This is a genomic window from Jidongwangia harbinensis (assembly GCF_020216025.1).
GTDB lineage: Bacteria > Actinomycetota > Actinomycetes > Mycobacteriales > Micromonosporaceae > Actinoplanes > Actinoplanes harbinensis.
Genome location: NZ_JAIWNC010000003.1, coordinates 189,579 through 206,061, shown reverse-complemented (window position 1 = coordinate 206,061; position 16,483 = coordinate 189,579). Strand labels below are relative to the sequence as shown.

General features: G+C 73.8%; 20 protein-coding genes. 12 read left to right on the top strand and 8 right to left on the bottom strand.

The genetic code is table 11. The features are described from left to right. Nucleotides 1-2: 2 nt before the first annotated feature. Nucleotides 3-1,040: a hypothetical protein gene (locus LDL48_RS05755; RefSeq protein WP_225253936.1), complete on the top strand. Its 1,038-nt coding sequence runs from the start codon at nucleotides 3-5 to the stop codon at nucleotides 1,038-1,040. Here LDL48_RS05755 and LDL48_RS05750 read toward each other — a convergent pair. Beyond that, nucleotides 955-1,662, bottom strand: coding sequence for an LON peptidase substrate-binding domain-containing protein (locus LDL48_RS05750; protein ID WP_225254130.1), 708 nt, complete (start codon nucleotides 1,660-1,662; stop codon nucleotides 955-957). The genes LDL48_RS05755 and LDL48_RS05750 overlap by 86 nt on opposite strands. Before the next feature lie 344 nt (nucleotides 1,663-2,006). Between LDL48_RS05750 and hisD the strand changes: the two genes are divergently transcribed. Genes hisD through hisF form a run of 9 tightly spaced genes read left to right on the top strand, consistent with a single transcriptional unit; the run spans nucleotide 2,007 to nucleotide 8,037 of the window. Then, nucleotides 2,007-3,317, top strand: a complete 1,311-nt coding sequence (hisD, locus tag LDL48_RS05745; protein WP_225253935.1) for a histidinol dehydrogenase — start codon at nucleotides 2,007-2,009, stop codon at nucleotides 3,315-3,317. 44 nt (nucleotides 3,318-3,361) lie between these two features. Continuing rightward, nucleotides 3,362-4,423, top strand: a complete 1,062-nt coding sequence (locus LDL48_RS05740) for a histidinol-phosphate transaminase (protein WP_225254129.1) — start codon at nucleotides 3,362-3,364, stop codon at nucleotides 4,421-4,423. Next, nucleotides 4,420-5,031 (top strand): imidazoleglycerol-phosphate dehydratase HisB, encoded by a 612-nt coding sequence (gene hisB, locus LDL48_RS05735; RefSeq protein ID WP_225253934.1) that lies wholly within the window; start codon nucleotides 4,420-4,422, stop codon nucleotides 5,029-5,031. Before LDL48_RS05740 ends, hisB begins: the two co-directional genes overlap by 4 nt. Continuing rightward, a complete protein-coding gene (locus LDL48_RS05730; protein ID WP_225253933.1) occupies nucleotides 5,028-5,183 on the top strand; it encodes a CG2302 family histidine operon protein in 156 nt (51 codons plus the stop codon). Before hisB ends, LDL48_RS05730 begins: the two co-directional genes overlap by 4 nt. Next, entirely contained in the window at nucleotides 5,180-5,800 is a 621-nt protein-coding gene (hisH, locus tag LDL48_RS05725; protein ID WP_225253932.1) for an imidazole glycerol phosphate synthase subunit HisH, read from the top strand. The genes LDL48_RS05730 and hisH overlap by 4 nt, the downstream gene beginning before the upstream one ends. Before the next feature lie 3 nt (nucleotides 5,801-5,803). Then, nucleotides 5,804-6,118: a hypothetical protein gene (locus LDL48_RS05720; protein ID WP_225253931.1), complete on the top strand. Its 315-nt coding sequence runs from the start codon at nucleotides 5,804-5,806 to the stop codon at nucleotides 6,116-6,118. Nucleotides 6,119-6,143: 25 nt separating this feature from the next. Next, complete coding sequence (priA, locus tag LDL48_RS05715) at nucleotides 6,144-6,869, top strand: bifunctional 1-(5-phosphoribosyl)-5-((5-phosphoribosylamino)methylideneamino)imidazole-4-carboxamide isomerase/phosphoribosylanthranilate isomerase PriA (RefSeq protein WP_225253930.1); 726 nt, start codon at nucleotides 6,144-6,146, stop codon at nucleotides 6,867-6,869. Further along, nucleotides 6,866-7,279 (top strand): Rid family hydrolase, encoded by a 414-nt coding sequence (locus tag LDL48_RS05710; protein ID WP_225253929.1) that lies wholly within the window; start codon nucleotides 6,866-6,868, stop codon nucleotides 7,277-7,279. Before priA ends, LDL48_RS05710 begins: the two co-directional genes overlap by 4 nt. Next, entirely contained in the window at nucleotides 7,276-8,037 is a 762-nt protein-coding gene (gene hisF / locus LDL48_RS05705; protein ID WP_225253928.1) for an imidazole glycerol phosphate synthase subunit HisF, read from the top strand. Before LDL48_RS05710 ends, hisF begins: the two co-directional genes overlap by 4 nt. A gap of 10 nt (nucleotides 8,038-8,047) precedes the next feature. Here hisF and LDL48_RS05700 read toward each other — a convergent pair whose 3' ends face one another. The 3 genes from LDL48_RS05700 to yczE form a co-directional block, all read right to left on the bottom strand. Next, nucleotides 8,048-8,476, bottom strand: a complete 429-nt coding sequence (locus tag LDL48_RS05700) for a hypothetical protein (RefSeq protein WP_225253927.1) — start codon at nucleotides 8,474-8,476, stop codon at nucleotides 8,048-8,050. A gap of 54 nt (nucleotides 8,477-8,530) precedes the next feature. Beyond that, entirely contained in the window at nucleotides 8,531-8,836 is a 306-nt protein-coding gene (locus LDL48_RS05695) for a hypothetical protein (RefSeq protein WP_225253926.1), read from the bottom strand. A gap of 289 nt (nucleotides 8,837-9,125) precedes the next feature. Further along, the gene (gene yczE / locus LDL48_RS05690) at nucleotides 9,126-9,761 is read right to left on the bottom strand and encodes a membrane protein YczE (protein ID WP_225253925.1); all 636 of its coding nucleotides are present in this window, start codon (nucleotides 9,759-9,761) and stop codon (nucleotides 9,126-9,128) included. A 59-nt stretch (nucleotides 9,762-9,820) separates the two neighbouring features. Between yczE and yczR the strand changes: the two genes are divergently transcribed. Further along, the gene (yczR, locus tag LDL48_RS05685) at nucleotides 9,821-11,275 is read left to right on the top strand and encodes a MocR-like transcription factor YczR (protein ID WP_225253924.1); all 1,455 of its coding nucleotides are present in this window, start codon (nucleotides 9,821-9,823) and stop codon (nucleotides 11,273-11,275) included. A 39-nt stretch (nucleotides 11,276-11,314) separates the two neighbouring features. Here yczR and LDL48_RS05680 read toward each other — a convergent pair whose 3' ends face one another. The 4 genes from LDL48_RS05680 to LDL48_RS05665 form a co-directional block, all read right to left on the bottom strand. Continuing rightward, the gene (locus LDL48_RS05680; protein WP_225253923.1) at nucleotides 11,315-13,141 is read right to left on the bottom strand and encodes an AMP-dependent synthetase/ligase; all 1,827 of its coding nucleotides are present in this window, start codon (nucleotides 13,139-13,141) and stop codon (nucleotides 11,315-11,317) included. Between the two features lie 195 nt (nucleotides 13,142-13,336). Continuing rightward, the gene (locus tag LDL48_RS05675) at nucleotides 13,337-13,813 is read right to left on the bottom strand and encodes a PepSY domain-containing protein (protein ID WP_225253922.1); all 477 of its coding nucleotides are present in this window, start codon (nucleotides 13,811-13,813) and stop codon (nucleotides 13,337-13,339) included. Nucleotides 13,814-13,969: 156 nt separating this feature from the next. Then, entirely contained in the window at nucleotides 13,970-15,235 is a 1,266-nt protein-coding gene (locus LDL48_RS05670; protein WP_225253921.1) for a sensor histidine kinase, read from the bottom strand. Beyond that, nucleotides 15,232-15,912, bottom strand: a complete 681-nt coding sequence (locus LDL48_RS05665) for a response regulator transcription factor (protein ID WP_225253920.1) — start codon at nucleotides 15,910-15,912, stop codon at nucleotides 15,232-15,234. The genes LDL48_RS05670 and LDL48_RS05665 overlap by 4 nt, the downstream gene beginning before the upstream one ends. 100 nt (nucleotides 15,913-16,012) lie before the next feature. On the opposite strand from LDL48_RS05665, the gene LDL48_RS05660 reads away from it, so the two are divergent. Continuing rightward, entirely contained in the window at nucleotides 16,013-16,465 is a 453-nt protein-coding gene (locus tag LDL48_RS05660; protein ID WP_225253919.1) for a hypothetical protein, read from the top strand. Nucleotides 16,466-16,483 lie beyond the last annotated feature (18 nt).

Genomic DNA, 16,483 nt, shown 5'->3' with positions numbered 1-16,483 from the left:
GGGTGAACCCGAGTTCCGAACCGGCCGTGGAGCACGAGCCGGGCGCGCCCTACGCCTGGGCCGAGCCGCCGCCTCAGCCGCCGCGCCGCCCGTGGAGCCGCACGCTCGCCGTCGCGGGACTCACCGCGGTGGCGCTGGCGGTCGCCGGCGGCCCGTTCGGCCTGCTGTGGCACGCGGTCGCGCCCACCGTGCCGGTGCTCAACGCCGGTGAGGGCCGGATCGTGATCCAGAGTGCGGCCCCCGAGCAGTACGTCGCCGCCGACGGCTGGTTCGCGCTGCTCGGCTTCCCGTTCGGCGTGCTGGCCGCGATCGCCGCCTGGATGGTGCTGCGGCGGCACCGGGGTCCGTTTCTCGTCCTGGGCGTCACCGTGGGGCTGCTCGCCGCCGCGCTGGCCGCCTGGCAGGCCGGGCGGCTGATCGGCCGGGGCGCGTGGCAGTCCTGGCAGGAGAGTTCGGCGGCGGGCGCGACCTACCAGGCCCCGGCCGACCTGCACGCCTACGGGACGCTGCTGGTGCCGGCGTTCGCCGCGGTGATCGTGCTCACGCTGCTCGCGGGCTGGTCGAACGACCCGAACCTGGACCTGCCCGGCCTGCAGCCCGGATACGGCCACGACCTCGACGACCGCCCGGACCCGGATTCCGACGGCCCGGACTTTACCGGCCGGGACTTCACCGGCCGGGATTCCGCCGGCCCGGACTTTACCGGCCCGGACTTTACCGGCCGGGACTTCACCGGCCGGGATTCCGCCGGCCCGGACTTCACCGACCGGGACCTCACCGGCCGGGATTCCGCTCGCAGGGACTTCACCGGCCGGGATTCCGCTGGCAGGGACTTCACCGGCCGGGATTTCGCCGGCCGGGACCTCGCCGGCCCGGAAACCGACGGTCCAGACGTGGTCCGGACGGACGCGGCCGCGCCGGGGGCGCCTGGCACGCCGGGGGCCGGGCCGCCGGTCAGTTCGGGCTGGCCGGACGGGCCAGATCCGACAACGGCACCGGCACCGCCCGCACCCGGGCCAGGAGCCCCGCCTCGCGCTTGAGCAGCTTGAACTCGGCGCGCAACCGGCTCGCGGTGTCCGGCGCGGCGAGCAGCATCTGGCGTTCGTCCGTGGTGAGCTGCGCGGTCGCCGCGATCAGATGGGACAGCACCGTCGGATCGTCCGGCACCTGATCGAGCACCTCGGAGTCCGGCCGCAGCAGTTCCAGGTAGGCGCGGAACGCGGCCAGCGTGCGCGGGGCCAGCAGATGCGCGTTCGCGTCGGCGTCCGGTTCGTCCGGCATCCACTCCACCTTGGCGGTCAGGTACGGCGTGGCGCCCTGCTCGACGCTCAGCACGGTGAACCGGCGCCGCCCGACCGTGACGATGTCGAACCGCCCGTCCGGCAGCTCGGTGACCTGGCGCAGCTCCGCGGTACAGCCCACCTCGTACACGCTGTCCGCGGTGACCGGGGCGTCCGCCACCGGCTGGTCACCCTCGGGTGACGACTGCACCTCCAGCCCTCGGCGCAGCGTCACCACGCCGAACTCGTGCGGGCCGTCGTGCGGGCTGGCGACCAGTTCGCGTACCAATGTGCGGTATCGGTCCTCGAAAATGTGCAGGGGCAGCACCAGGCCCGGGAAAAGCACCGTGCCCAGCGGAAAGACCGGGATGTTCTCGCCCACAGGGCGAGCGTATCGGCATGGTCGCGGTGCGCGCGCCCCCCACCTGGCAGGGACCGGCCAGGGAATGCCCGCGCGGCCCGGCCGGGGTGTGCCCGCCCGGCCCGGCCCGGGTGTGTCCGCGCGGCCGGGTGTGTCCGCGCGGCCGGGTGTGTCCGCGCGGCCGGGTGTGTCCGCGCGGCCGGGTGTGTCCGCGCGGCCGGGTGTGTCCGCGCGGCCGGGTGTGTCCGCGCGGCCGGCCCGGGAGTGCATGCGCGGCCCCGCCCAGGAGCAGCGGCTGGCCGTGGAGTCCCAGGCCGTGGAATCCGGCCGGGAGCCGGCGTCCGGGGCGGCCTAGACTTGGGCACGTGCTGAATCGGACCGACCTGCGCGGCTCCCGCCGTGACCCGCGCGGACTCATGCCCCGTGCCCAACTCGACGTCTCCGTTGCGGTGGAGCAGATCCGCCCGGTCGTCGAGGCGGTCCACGAGCATGGATTCAGCGCGATCCAGGACGCCACCCGCCGGTTCGACGGTGTCGAGCTGTCCCGGCTGCGGGTGTCCGCCGACGCGATCGCCGCGGCGGCCGACGCGCTCGACCCGGACGTCCGGGCGGCGCTGCTCGAGGTCATCGCCCGGGCCCGCAAGGTGCACGCCGACCAGCGGCGCACCGACGTCACCACCCAGGTGGTGCCGGGTGGCACGGTCACCGAGCGCTGGGTGCCGGTCGGCCGCGTCGGGCTGTACGTGCCGGGTGGCCTCGCGGTCTACCCGTCCACCGTGGTGATGAACGTGGTGCCCGCGCAGGCGGCCGGCGTCGAGTCGCTGGTGGTCGCCAGCCCGCCGCAGGCGGACAACGACGGCCTGCCGGACGCCCGGGTGCTGGCCGCGTGCGCGCTGCTGGGCGTCGACGAGGTGTACGCGGTGGGCGGCGCCCAGGCGGTCGCCATGCTGGGCTACGGGTCGGACGGCGCGGACGCCGCGGACCGCTGCGAGCCGGTCGACGTGATCACCGGTCCGGGCAACATCTGGGTCACCGCGGCCAAGCGGCTGCTGCGCGGCGTCGTCGGCATCGACGCGGAGGCCGGGCCGACCGAGATCGCCGTGCTGGCCGACGACACGGCCGATCCCCGGCACGTCGCCGCCGACCTGATCAGCCAGGCCGAGCACGACCCGCTGGCCGCGTCGGTGCTGGTCACGCCGTCGGAGACGCTGGTCGCGGCGGTCGAGGAGGAGCTGGCCCGGCAGGTGCCGGCCACCAAGCACGAGGCACGGGTACGCGAGGCGCTCACCGGCGTGCAGTCCGGTGTGGTGCTCGTCGACGACCTGGAGCAGGGGCTGCGCGTGGTGGACGCGTACGCCGCCGAGCACCTGGAGATCCAGACCCGGGGCGCGCGTGAGCTGGCCCTGCGGGTGCGCAACGCGGGCGCGATCTTCGTGGGGCCGTGGGCGCCGGTGTCGCTGGGCGACTACGCGGCCGGGTCCAACCACGTGTTGCCCACCGGGGGGTGCGCGCGGCACTCGTCCGGCCTGTCGGTGCAGTCGTTCCTGCGCGGCATCCACGTCGTCGAGTACGACGAGGCCGCGCTGCGCGACGCCGCCCCGCACGTGGTGGCGCTGGCCAACGCGGAGGACCTGCCGGCGCACGGTCAGGCCGTGACGGCGAGGTTCACCCCGTGACCGCGGTTCCCACCCCGGCGGACGCCGGTCCGGCCGGCGGCGGGATCACGATCGACGATCTGCCGATCCGCGACGACCTGCGCGGGACGTCGCCCTACGGCGCGCCGCAGCTCGAGGTGGCGGTCCGGCTGAACACCAACGAGCACGCGTTCGCCGTGCCGGACGAGGTGGTCGACGCGATCGCCAAGGCGGTGCAGGCGGAGCTGCGCGACCTCAACCGGTACCCGGACCGGGACGCCGCCGCGTTGCGGGCCGACCTCGCGGACTATCTGGGGCACGGGCTGACCGCCGCGAACCTGTGGGCGGCGAACGGCTCCAACGAGGTGCAGCAGCAGTTGCTGCAGGCGTTCGGCGGGCCGGGCCGGACCGCGCTGGGCTTCGGGCCGTCGTACTCGATGCACCCGATCCTGGCCGCCGGCACCGGCACACGCTGGATCGGCGCGCTGCGCGACCCGGACTTCGGGCTCACCCCGGCGGACGCCGTGGCGCAGGTCGAGCAGCACCGGCCCGACCTGGTCTTCCTCTGCTCGCCGAACAACCCGACCGGCACCGCGCTGGACCCGGCCGTGATCGACGCGGTGCTCGCCGTGGCACCCGGCATGGTGCTCGTCGACGAGGCCTACTTCGAGTACGCCCGGCCGGGCACCCGCAGCGCCCTGGGCCTGCTGCCCGGTCACCCGCGGCTGGTGGTGACCCGGACCATGAGCAAGGCGTTCGGGTTCGCCGGCGGCCGGCTGGGTTACCTGGCCGCGGACCCGGCCGTGGTGGACGCGGTGCAGCTGGTGCGGTTGCCGTACCACCTGTCCGCGCTCACCCAGGCCGCGGCCCGGGCCGCGCTGGCGCACCGGGACGCGCTGCTGGCCACGGTCGACGCGATCAAGGAGCAGCGCGACCGGATCGTCGCCGAGCTGCGCGCCCGCGGCTTCCGGGTGGCCGACAGCGACGCCAACTTCGTGCTCTTCGAGGTGGGTGGCGACCAGCGCACGGTCTGGCGGCGCCTGCTGGACAATGGGGTGCTGGTGCGTGACGTGGGCCTCTCCGGATGGCTACGGGTCACCGCCGGCACGCCCGCCGAAACCGACGCCTTCCTGGGGGCCCTCTCATGAGCCGGACCGCGCGCATCGAGCGCGTCACCAACGAGACCAAGGTGCTGGTCGAGATCGACCTCGACGGCACCGGCAAGGGCGACCTGAGCACCGGCGTCGGCTTCTACGACCACATGCTCAACCAGCTCGCCAAGCACGGCGGCTTCGACCTCACCGTGCGCACCGAGGGCGACCTGGAGATCGACGCCCACCACACGATGGAGGACACCGCGATCGCGCTCGGTGAGGCCTTCGCGCGGGCGCTCGGCGACAAGGCGGGGATCCGGCGGTACGGCTCGGCCACCATCCCGATGGACGAGGTGCTGTGCCGGGCCGCCGTGGACCTGTCCGGCCGGCCGTACGTGGTGCACGACGAGCCGGAGCTGGCGCCGTACATCGGGCCGGTCTATCCGACCAGCATGACCCGCCACATCTTCGAGTCCTTCGGGCACACCGCCAAGGTGACGCTGCACGTCAGCGTGCTGCGAGCGGCCCGGGACGGGGGTCGCCCGGACGCCCACCACGTGGTCGAGGCGCAGTTCAAGGCGTTCTCCCGGGCGCTGCGCGAGGCCGTGGAGATCGACCCGCGCAACGCCGGCGCGCTGCCGTCCACCAAGGGCGTGCTGTGATCTCGCTCGTCATGTTCGGCCTCTCCGGCCTGCTGGTCGGCGGCGTCGTCCTACTGGTACGCCAGGACAGAGACCAGTTCCGGATCCTGGTGACCGCGTTGGCGGCGGTGCTCTGCGCGGCCTGCGGCCTTTCCTACCTGGGGGAGTCGTGACCTCGGTGGTGGTGCTCGACTACGGGTCGGGCAACCTGCGGTCCGCGGAGCGGGCGGTGGCCCGCACCGGGGCGGACGTCACGGTGACCGACGACCTGGACGCCGCCGCGGCGGCGGACGGGCTGGTGGTGCCGGGCGTCGGGGCGTACGCGGCGTGCATGGCCGGGATCGAGAAGCTCGGCGCGGGCCCGGTGGTCGCGGAACGGGTCGCGGCCGGGCGTCCGGTGCTCGGCATCTGCGTCGGCATGCAGATCCTGTTCGAGTCCGGGGTCGAGCACGGCGTCGAGACCCCGGGGCTGGGGCTGCTGCCCGGCGCGGTCACCCGGATCACCGCCCGGCGCATCCCGCACATGGGCTGGAACACGGTCGACGTGCCGGCCGGGAGCCGGTTGCTGTCCGGGCTGGCGGAGCAGTCCCGGTTCTACTTCGTCCACTCGTACGCGGCCTCCGACCTCGCCGCCCTGCACGCGGCCGGCGCCCGGGTGACCACCGCGACCCACGACCTGCCGTTCGTGGCCGCGGTCGAGCTGGGTTCGCTGTCGGCCGCCCAGTTCCACCCGGAGAAGTCCGGCGATACCGGCTACGCGTTGTTGCGCAACTGGGTCGCCGGGCTGTAGCGGATGAGCAAGGAACGGGCGCGGCGCCGCGCGGAACGTCTGGCCGTCCTGGAGAAGGAGAAGGCGAAGCGGGCCCGCTCGGTGGCGCGCCGGAACCGGCGGCGCGCGCTGGTCCGGTCGCTGACGCCGCGCCGCCGCGGTGTCGGCCGGCTGCACCGGCGCGGTCGCGGCGAGCGCATCGGCATCGTCGTCGTCCCGGTGCTCCTGGTCGCCGCGGTCTGGGTGCTGGTGCCGGACCTGGCTCTCCGGCTGGTGCTGAGCGCCATGCTCGTCCTGGTGGTGCCCGCCCTCGTCGTGGTGGTCCTCGGCCGCCGCTAGACCCCGTCCCACATTTGGAGATCATGTGACGCTCACCCTGCTGCCCGCCGTCGACGTCGCGGACGGCCAGGCGGTCCGCCTGGTCCAGGGCGCCGCCGGTTCGGAGACCAGCTACGGCGACCCGCTGGACGCCGCGCTGGCCTGGCAGAACGACGGTGCCGAGTGGGTCCATCTGGTCGACCTGGACGCCGCGTTCGGCCGCGGCTCGAACGCCGACCTGATCGCCGGCGTGGTGGGCCGGCTCGACGTGCACGTGGAGCTGTCCGGCGGCATCCGGGACGACGAGTCGCTGACCCGGGCGCTGGCGACCGGGGCGGCGCGGGTGAACATCGGCACCGCGGCGCTGGAGGACCCGCAATGGTGCGACCGGGTGGTGGCCGAGTACGGCGAGCGCGTCGCGATCGGGCTGGACGTGCGCGGCCGTACCCTCTCGGCCCGGGGCTGGACCCGGGACGGCGGCGACCTGTACGAGGTGCTGGAGCGGCTGGACAAGGCCGGCGCGGCGCGGTATGTGGTCACCGACATCACCAAGGACGGCATGATGCGCGGGCCGAACCTGGACCTGCTCCGCGAGGTGTGCGCCCGTACCGACCGGCCGGTGATCGCCAGTGGTGGCGTCTCCACGCTCGACGACCTGCGCGCCCTGGCCACGCTGGAGTCGGCCGGGGTGGAGGGCGTGATCGCCGGCAAGTCGCTGTACGCGGGGGCGTTCACCGTGCGCGAGGCCCTGGACGTTCTGGCCGCGGCGTGATCCACCGGTTCTCGTCGGGCGGTCCGTGGGAGGCGGCGTACGGGTACTCGCGCGTGGTGCGCGCCGGTGACCTGCTGCTGACCGCGGGCTGCACGTCCACCGTGGACGGCGTGGTGACCGGGGTGGGCGACCCCGCGGCGCAGGCCCGGACCGCGTTCCGGATCGCGCTCGACGCGCTGGACGCGGCCGGTGCCGACCCCGCCGACGTGGTCCGGACCCGGATGTACGTGACCGACCCCGGGTACGCCGACGCGGTGGGACGCGCGCACGGCGAGCTGTTCGGCGCGGTCCGGCCGGTGGCGACGCTCGTCGTGGTGGCCGGTCTGCTGCACCCCGACCACCTGGTCGAGGTGGAGGTGGAGGCGTACCGGCCGGAGACACCGCGCCCGCTCGCTAGGGTGGGCGCATGACGGTGGCGGTGCGGGTGATCCCTTGTCTGGACGTCGACGCGGGGCGCGTGGTCAAGGGTGTGAACTTCGTCGATCTGCGGGACGCGGGCGACCCGGTCGAGCTGGCCGCCGCCTACGACGCGGCGGGCGCCGACGAGCTGACGTTCCTGGACGTGACCGCGTCCTCGGACGACCGCGGCACGATGCTCGACGTGGTCCGGCGTACCGCGGAATCGGTCTTCATCCCGCTCACCGTGGGCGGCGGGGTGCGCTCGGTCGACAACGTGGATGTGCTGTTGCGGGCCGGTGCCGACAAGGTCGGCGTGAACACCGCGGCGATCCACCGGCCGGAACTGATCACGGAGATCGCCGAACGGTTCGGCAACCAGGTGCTGGTGCTGTCGCTGGACGTGCGCCGGGCCGAGGATCAGCCGAGCGGGTGGGAGGTCACCACGCACGGCGGCCGCAAGAGCGCCGGGCTGGACGCGATCGGGTGGGCGCGCCGGGTGGGCGAGCTGGGCGCGGGGGAGATCCTGCTCAATTCGATGGACGCCGACGGTACGAAGGCCGGCTTCGACCTGGAGCTGATCCGCGCGGTCCGGGCGGTGGTGGACATTCCGGTGATCGCCAGCGGTGGCGCCGGCCGGGTCGAGCACTTCCCGCCGGCGGTGGCCGCGGGCGCGGACGCGGTGCTGGCCGCCAGTGTGTTCCACTTCGGAGACCTGACCATCGGCGAGGTCAAGCAGAGCCTGCGCGGGGCCGGCCACCCGGTCCGCTGACGGCCGTTCCTCAGCGGCCGTCCGCGAGCCGCAGCGAGTATTCGCGCACCGCGGCCGCGTACGTGTGCTCGTCCAGCTGCCAGTCGGTGTAGCCCGGCGTGCTGGCCCGGTTCAGCTGGGTCTGCAGGGTCACCACGGCCGACGACAGGCCGCTGAACGGCCGGGTACGCCACAGCTGCTCGCCGGCCGGCGCCACCTCGACCATGTCGTCCTCGACGGTGATCAGCCCGGCTCCGGCCAGGCGGCGCACCGCCTCCCGCAGGTCCTCCCGGCTCGGCACGCTGTGGTGCAGGAAGTCCGCGGCGGCCAGCAGGTCGGCGAGCGTGGCTCCGGTCACCGGCAGGGCGGCGTGCAGGGCCCGGTCACGCTCGAGGCGCTCGGCGATGACCGCGGACACGAAGATCCAAGCGTCGTTCCAGTGCCACCCGCCAGCCCCCATGCCGCAATGATGCCGTGCGCCCTGCCCCACCGGGAAGCAAATGTGTCCGGATGATCACCGACCCGTGACCCGGCCGTCCGGGCGCTCTCCTCCGGTGTACACCGTGGCGTGGTTCCGGGCCCGGAGCCCGCCCCACAGCATCAGCAGGCAGATGCCGATCAGCACCGGTTCGAGCGTGAACGCGGCGGCCAGCCCGTACCGGTCCGCCAGGCTGCCGAGCAGGCGCCCGACCAGGATGCCGAGGAGGTTGCCGCTCAGGGCGGTGCCGGCGGGCCGCCGCGGACAGGCCGGTGTCGAGCAGCATCTGCGTCCGAAGTACACCAGGCCGAACTCGATCGCCGATCCGACCTCGGTGAGCACCGCGAACAGCCGGCAGGCTGGACCGCGGGCGCGCCCGCGGGCTGCTCGCCGGGAACGGGGTGGGCGAGGTGCGGTTCCCGGTGACCCGCCACCGGTGGGAGGGCTTCCGGGACGTCTGGACGCGGGCCGGCCCGGCACGAGTGGCAGGTGGTGGTGCGGGCGACCACCCGCGCGGCCGGACCCCGGACCGCGCCGCGTTCCGGGCCTACCGCGCCGCGTTCCGGGCCTACCGCGCCGCGTTCCGGGCCTACCGCGCCGCGTTCCGGGCCTACCGCGCCGTGACCCGGGCCTACCGAGCGGCGACCGGCACCGGTTCGTCGGCGGGCGCGGCGTCGACCGTGAACATCGCGAGGAACGGCTGCGTCAGCGGCCCGATGGCCAGCGCGTAGGCGATCGTGCCGAGGCCGACCGTGCCGCCGAGCAGGAAACCGGCGCCGAGCACGGTCAGCTCGATGCCGGTCCGCACCAGGCGGATGGACAACCGCGGGAACCGGTTCACCAGGCCGGTCATCAGCCCGTCCCGCGGGCCCGGCCCCAGATTGCTGCCGATGTACATGCCGGTGGCCACGCCGTTCAGCACGATGCCGGCGACCAGGTAGGTGATCCGCATGGCGAGCGACCCGCCGGCCGGCAGCACCGCCAGCGCGCCGTCCACCACCAGGCCGATCACCACGATGTTGGCCACCGTGCCGGCGCCGGGCCGCTGCCGCAGCGGAATCCACAGCAGCAGGATCGGGATGCCGACCAGGATCACCACCAGGCCGAAGCTCAGCCCGGTGGTCTCCGTGAGGCCCTGGTGGAACACGTCCCACGGGTTGAGGCCGAGAGCGGACTCGACCATGAACGCCATGCTGATGCCGTACAGGGTCAGGCCCACGAAGAGCTGACCGTACCGGCGGGTGGTGGTCTTGCTTGGCGTCCTCATAAGTGCCACTCTGAATGCCAATCCGAGGCGCCGAAAGTGCCAATTCGCGGGAGGTGGCCGTGACGACGTCGGTACGGGGAAGCCAATTGGCACGACTCCTGGGCCAGTGGCACTCGCTGCCCGGGCGGCACCGCAGCCCGGACTACGCCGCGCTCGCCGGGGCGATCCGCGGACTGCTCGCCGACAGCCGGCTCGCCCTGGGCGTGCGCCTGCCGGCCGAACGGGAACTCGCCGAGGCGCTCGCGATCAGCCGCACCACGGTCACCGCGGCGTACCGCGCGCTGCGCGAGAGCGGCCACCTGACCAGCCGGCGCGGCGCCGGCAGCTGGACCACCCTGCCGAACGGCCACCGGGTGGCCACCTCCGGCCTGTGGACCGCGAACGACGACCTCGACATGATCGACATGGGAGTGGCCGCCTCCGCGGCGCCGGTCGAACTGGTCCCGGCCGCCCGCGCCGCCGCCGACGACCTGCCGCGCTACCTGGGCAGCGCCGGCTACCACCCGACCGGGCTGTCCGACCTGCGGGAGGTGGTCGCGGCCGGCTTCACCCGCCGGGGCGTACCCACCTCGGTCGACCAGATCCTCATCACCAGCGGCACCCAGCAGGCACTCGACCTGGTGCTCCGGCTCTCCGTACCGGCCGGGGCGCACGTGCTGGTGGAGTCACCGACGTACCCGAACGCGCTGGCCGCCCTCGCCGCCCGCCGCGCCCGGATCACCACCCACGGCCTGGACGCCGCCACCGGCTGGGACGCCGAACTGCTGCTCGCCGCGCTCCGCCAGACCCGGCCCCGGCTGGCGTACGTGATCCCGGAGTTCCAGAACCCCACCGGGCACCTGATGCCGGCGGAGCTGCGCGAACGCCTCGTCGCCGCGGCGCACTCGACCGGCACCGAGCTGGTCGTCGACGAGTCCTTCGTGGACCTGCCGCTGGACGGCACGCCGATGCCACCCCCGGTCGCGGTCTTCGACCGGCACTCCCGGGTGGTCACCATCGGCGGGATGAGCAAGGCCTACTGGGGCGGGCTGCGGATCGGCTGGGTACGCGCCTCGGCCCCGCTGGTCCAACGGCTCGCCGCGCTCCGGGTCGGCGTGGACATGGCCAGCCCGGTGCTGGAACAACTGGTCGCCGTGCACCTGCTCGCCGACGCCGAGTCGATCGTCGCGGCCCGCCGGGCCCAGCTGTCGCTGCGCCGGGACTCGCTGGTCGGGGCACTCACCGAACTGCTGCCGGAGTGGCGCGCACACGTGCCGGGCGGCGGCGTGATGCTCTGGGCCGAGCTGGACGGGCCGATCTCGAGCGCGCTGTCCCGGGCCGCCGAGGACGTCGGCGTGCGGCTCGCGCCCGGGCCCCGGTTCGGCATGGACGGGACCCTGGAGCGCTTCATGCGGCTGCCGTTCACGCTGGCCGCCGACGACCTGACCGAGGCCGTCCGCCGGATCGCCGCGGTCCGGCACGACCTGGACCGGGCCAGCCGGCCGGCCTGGCGTACCCCGGCGGTCATCGCCTGAACGGCGCCGGCCTCCGCGCGGGGAGGCCGGCGCCGCCGGTCATCGCTGGACCAGGCTGCCCGTGTACATCTGGTCGATCTGCTCGGCGAAGTTGGTCTCCACGCTGCGTCGCTTGATCTTCATGGACGGGGTGATCTCACCCGCCTCGATGCTCAGGTCCCGCGGCAGGATGGTGAACTTCTTGACCGTCTCCCACCGGTTGAGCTTGCCGTTCAGCTCCTCGATGTAGCCGGCGACCAGCTTCTGCGTCTCCGCTCCGGCGCAGATCTCCTGGTACGACTTGCCGGCCAGCGGCCCGCCCGCGGCCCACGCCTTGATCGCGTCCTCGTCCAGCGAGATCAGCATGGTGACGAAGTTGCGGGCCTGACCCACCACCACGGCCTGCGAGGTGTACGGGCAGACCGCCTTGAACAGGCTCTCGATGTGCGACGGCGCGATGTACTTGCCGCCGGACGTCTTCACCAGGTCCTTCTTGCGGTCGGTGATCGTCAGGTACCCGTCGGCGTCGAGCTCGCCGATGTCACCGGTGCGGAAGAAGCCGTCCTCGGTGAACGCCTCCTCGGTCTCCTTCGGCAGGTTGTGGTACCCGCGCATGACCGGCTTGCCGCGCAGCAGCACCTCGCCGTCGGTGTCGATCCGGCACTCCAGATCGGCGAACGCCTGGCCGACCGTACCGATCTTGAGCCGGTCCCGGCGGTTGCAGAAGGCGCCGGCGCTGGTCTCGGTGAGGCCGTACGCCTCCATGATCGGCAGATTCGCCGCCGCGAAGAACTCCGCGATGTCCCGGCTCAGCGGCGCGGCACCGGACACCAGCAGTTGCAGCCGGCCGCCGAGCCGGGCCTGCAGCTTGCTGAACACCAGCTTCTCGGCGACCGCGTACTTGGCCTTCAGCACCCCGCCGACCGGCTTGCCGGCCTGCTCCAGCGCCACCTTCTGCCGGCCGGTGGCGAGCGCCCAGTTGAAGATCTTGGCCTTGGCGCCGCCGGCGTCGAGCGCGGTGGTGACCGTCCTGTTGTAGACCTTCTCGAAGATGCGCGGCGCGCCGCACATGACCGTGGGCCGGACCACCGCCAGCATGTCGACCAGCTTGTCGACCCGGCCGTCGACGTAGGTGGGCAGGCCCAGGTGCATGACGCTGCAGAGCAGGGTCTTGCCGAACGAGTGCGACAACGGCAGCCAGAGATACTGCACGTCGCCCTCCTTGACCGCCGGGACGATGTCCTGCTGCGCGACACCCTCCCAGGTCCAGCCGGCGTGCAGCAGCTCGACACCCTTGGGCCGGCCGGTGGTGCCGGACGTGTAGATCAGCGTGGCGACGTGGTCCGGATCGATCCCGGCGACGATCCGGTCGATCAGGTCCGGTTCGCGGGTCAGGGCGGCCCGGCCCCGCTCCTCCAGGTCGGCCAGCGTCAGCTGCGGCGGCTGGGCGGCCGCGTCGGCCATCCCCTCGATCAGCACCACGTGGCTGACCGAGGTGCGGGCGCCGGACAGCTTCAGCGCCTGCTGGGGGTCCTCCGCCACCACGATCTTGGAACCGGAGTCGGCGACGATGAACGCGGCGTCCTCCGGCTCGGTGGTCGGATAGACGGTGGTGGTGGCGGCGCCGGTGCAGTTCACGGCGAGGTCGACGAGCACCCACTCGATCCGGGTGCCGGACAGGATGGCCACCCGGTCCTCCAGGCCCACACCCAGTTCGTGCAGCCCCGCGGCGATGGCCTTGGCCCGCTCGCCGACCTGCGACCAGGTCATCCAGTCCACGCCGGTGTCGTCGGAGTTGGGGGCGCCGAAGGCCCGGCGGTCGGGCGTGGCGGCCACTCGGTGCAGGAACATGTCGGGGATCGACCGGTAGGGAACCTCGAAAGCCATCGGCGCCGCCTTAAAGCCTGTATGGGGGACGTTACGTAGTGGTAACCGCAGGGTATTGCCGTAGCGACGCGAGGGCCATAGACCGGTCGCGCGGAACGTGATCCGCACAACATCGTATCCACCCAGGCCGGATGTTCCCGGCATGCACGGAGCCCCGTGGTGTCCCACGGGGCTCCGGTGCCGGTCCGGGATCGATCAGTCGTCGTCCCGGTCGTCCCCGTCGTCGTCCCCGTCCTTGTCGTCGGTGTCGTCGTCGGTGTCGGTCTCGTGCTTCAGCACCGCGCCGGACTCCCGGTCCACGTCCACCTCGTGCTCCACGGCCCCGGCCTGGACCTCGATGTCGTACACCGGTCGGCCGTGCTCGGTCTCCTCCTCGACCTCGGTCACCTGGCCGCCGCCCGCGGTCCGTACCGCGGTCGCCTTCGCCGCGTCCAGGCTGACCGCCGAGGCGGCGGTCGAGGTGGCGGTCGCCGGGGCGCTGCCCGGCCCGGTGGCCGGCGCGCTGGTGGAGGCGGACGGGGACGGGTCGCCGGTGGGCGCGGTCGTGGCGGCGGCCGGCGCCGCCACGGCCCGCTCGTCGTCGTCGGCTCCCGCGGCGAGTGCGGTGCCGCCGAGAGCGAGGGCCGCCACGGCGCCGACGGCCAGGGCGGAAGCGGTACGCAACTTGATCATCAGATCCTCCGGTGCGGTTCGTATCGGACCACTGCAGCCTCGCCCGGCGCTCGCTATGGGCGCGCTGTGCGACCCCTAAGACGAGGTAAAGACGGTCGCGCTCGGCGGGGTTCGGGGTGCTCGCGGGCCCGCGGGGCTGATCACGGGCCCGTGTCGTCAGGGCGGAGGCGCGAGCTGCAGTCGCACCCGCGCCCCGCCCCCGGGTACGGCGTCGACGTGCAGCGCGCCGCCGCCGGTCTCGGCCGCCCGGCGGGCGATGTCCAGGCCCAGGCCGGTCGAGCCGCGCCCGGACTCGCCCCGGCGCAGCGGATCGGGCGACGGGAACCCCGGCCCCGCGTCCGCCACGGTCAGCGTCGCGCCGCCGCCGGGGCGTGCGGCCAGTGCGACCGACAGGGCGGTGCCGTCGGGGGTGTGCGCGAACACGTTCTCCAGCAGCGCGTCCAGTGCCGCGGCGAGGTCGTCGGCCGGGACCGCCACCGGAAGCGGAGCGGACGGCAGCTCCCGGCGTACCTCCCGGTCGGTGTCCTCGGCCAGCACCGACCAGAACGCCACCCGGTCCGCGACCACCGTGGTCGCGTCGCAGCCGGTGGCGGGGCGCTCGGCGCCGCGCCGGCGCGCCTGCTGGATCACCGCGGTGACCGCCCGTTCGATCTGATCCGCGGCGGACGCCACCCGCGCCGCCTCGTCCGGGTCGCGCAGCGACTCCGCCTCCAGGCGCAGCGCGGTGAGCGGCGTGCGCAGCCGGTGCGAGAGGTCGGCGACCTGTTCCCGTTCCTCGCGCAGCAGGTCCTGGATGCGCCCGGCCAGGTGGTTCAGGGCGCCGGCCACCTCGCGTACCTCGGGCGGTCCGGCCGGGTCGGCCCGCGCGGACAGCTCGGCGCGGGCCAGGCGGTGGGAGACCGCGGACAGGTCCGCGATGGGGGCGACGAGGGTACGGGCGAGACGATCCGCCACCAGCATGCCGAGCAGGATCAGCGCCGCGCCCAGCCCGGCCAGCACCAGCCAGGCCTGGGTCACGCCGCGGGTCAGCTGGGCGCGGGGGACGAAGGCCCGGACCACGGTGGTACGCCCGCCGCCGACCACCGGCACCACGATCTCCCGGCCGTCGTCGGTGTCCACGGTGAGCGACTTGCCGCGGGACCGGGCCAGCCGTACCGCGCCGGTGGTGTCGGCGGCGGTGCCGAGTACCCGGCCGTCCGGGAGGAACACGCTGACCGGCAGCGCCCGCCCGGTCACCGCCAGTTCCAGGTCGGCGGGCGTGCTGGTGCCGACCAGCGGCACGATGGTCTGAACCAGATCGGTGGCGCGGCTCGTCGCCCGGTCCTCGGCCACCTGCCGGACCAGCACCGCCAGCGGTACCAGGAACGCGATCAGCACCAGCGCCGTGGTGGCCACGACCAGCAGCGTCAGCCGGCGCCTCATGCCGGTCCGCTCAGCCGGATCCCCACCCCGCGCACGGTGTGCAGGTATCTCGGCTGCTGCGCGGTCTCGCCGAGTTTGCGGCGCAGCCAGGACAGGTGCACGTCGACGGTCTTGTCGGCGCCGCCGTACGGGACCTGCCACACCTCGCTGAGCAGTTCCCGCTTGGTGACCACCTGCCCGGCGCGGGTGGCCAGATGGTGCAGCAGGTCGAACTCGCGCGGGGTGAGGTCGAGGCCGGCACCGTCCAGGGTGGCGGTCCGCGCGCCCGGATCGATGTGCAGGCCGCCGACCACCAGCGCCGCCGGTTCGGTGCGCTCGGCGCCGCGGCGCAGCACGGCCCGGATCCGCGCGTCCAGCTGTGCCGCGGTGAACGGTTTGACCAGGTAGTCGTCGGCGCCCGCGTCCAGCACCTGGACGATCCCGGTCTCGTCGTCGCGGGCGGTGGCCACGATCACCGGTACCGCGCTGACCGCGCGGAGCATCCGGAGCAGTTCGCGTCCGTCCAGGTCGGGCAGGCCCAGGTCGAGGACCACCAGGTCGGGGCGTTCGGCGAGCGCGGTCTGCAGCCCGTCCATCGCGGTGTGCGAGGCGGCCACGGCGTGACCGCGTTCGCGCAGGGCCTTCAACAGATGGGTACGGATGGCGACGTCGTCCTCGATCAGCAGAAGGTGGGCCACGCTGCACGGTAACCCGCCCGGGCCGCGCCGCCGGTCCGCTTAACCCTCCCTTAGCGTCGCCGCGGGCCCGGCTTAGCGTGCGGCGGGGCATAGTCGGGGCATGGCACGTCGACTGATCGTCACCGCCGGCTGGTGCGCCGCGGCGGTGCTGGCCGTCCTCGTCGGGCTGCTCGCCGTCAACATCATCGGCGACGGCCTCACCTCGCCGTCCACCCGGGCGATGAGCGAGGACGAGGTGGACCGGGAACTGGCCGTGCAGCCGGGTGCGCCGTCGGTGTCCACCGGCGTGGGCGACAGTCCGCGGCCGGACGGCGGTGTGGTGCGGACGTACACCACGCCGGCCGGGACCGTGGTGGGGCGCTGCACCGGCAACCTCCCGGAGGTGGTCTCGATGTCGCCGGCGCAGGGGTACTCGGTGCACGACCGGGACACCGGACCGCAGTCGGACGACGCGGACGGCGAGTTCCGCCGCGGCGACGGCGGCCGTGGCGACCGGGTGGAGTTCGAGATCGTCTGCACCGGCGGCGTGCCGGAACTGGTCGCCGACAGCTGATTGTCGTACCCGGGCCCG

Bases quoted from the DNA above. Each gene is read 5' to 3' on its own strand.
- hisF (WP_225253928.1), top strand. From the start codon at position 7,276: ATGACGGTGGCGGTGCGGGTGATCCCTTGTCTGGACGTCGACGCGGGG.
- yczE (WP_225253925.1), bottom strand. From the start codon at position 9,761: ATGAGGACGCCAAGCAAGACCACCACCCGCCGGTACGGTCAGCTCTTC.
- LDL48_RS05660 (WP_225253919.1), top strand. From the start codon at position 16,013: ATGGCACGTCGACTGATCGTCACCGCCGGCTGGTGCGCCGCGGCGGTG.
- LDL48_RS05680 (WP_225253923.1), bottom strand. From the start codon at position 13,141: ATGGCTTTCGAGGTTCCCTACCGGTCGATCCCCGACATGTTCCTGCAC.
- LDL48_RS05700 (WP_225253927.1), bottom strand. From the start codon at position 8,476: ATGGGGGCTGGCGGGTGGCACTGGAACGACGCTTGGATCTTCGTGTCC.
- hisB (WP_225253934.1), top strand. From the start codon at position 4,420: ATGAGCCGGACCGCGCGCATCGAGCGCGTCACCAACGAGACCAAGGTG.
- LDL48_RS05675 (WP_225253922.1), bottom strand. From the start codon at position 13,813: ATGATCAAGTTGCGTACCGCTTCCGCCCTGGCCGTCGGCGCCGTGGCG.
- LDL48_RS05720 (WP_225253931.1), top strand. From the start codon at position 5,804: ATGAGCAAGGAACGGGCGCGGCGCCGCGCGGAACGTCTGGCCGTCCTG.
- LDL48_RS05670 (WP_225253921.1), bottom strand. From the start codon at position 15,235: ATGAGGCGCCGGCTGACGCTGCTGGTCGTGGCCACCACGGCGCTGGTG.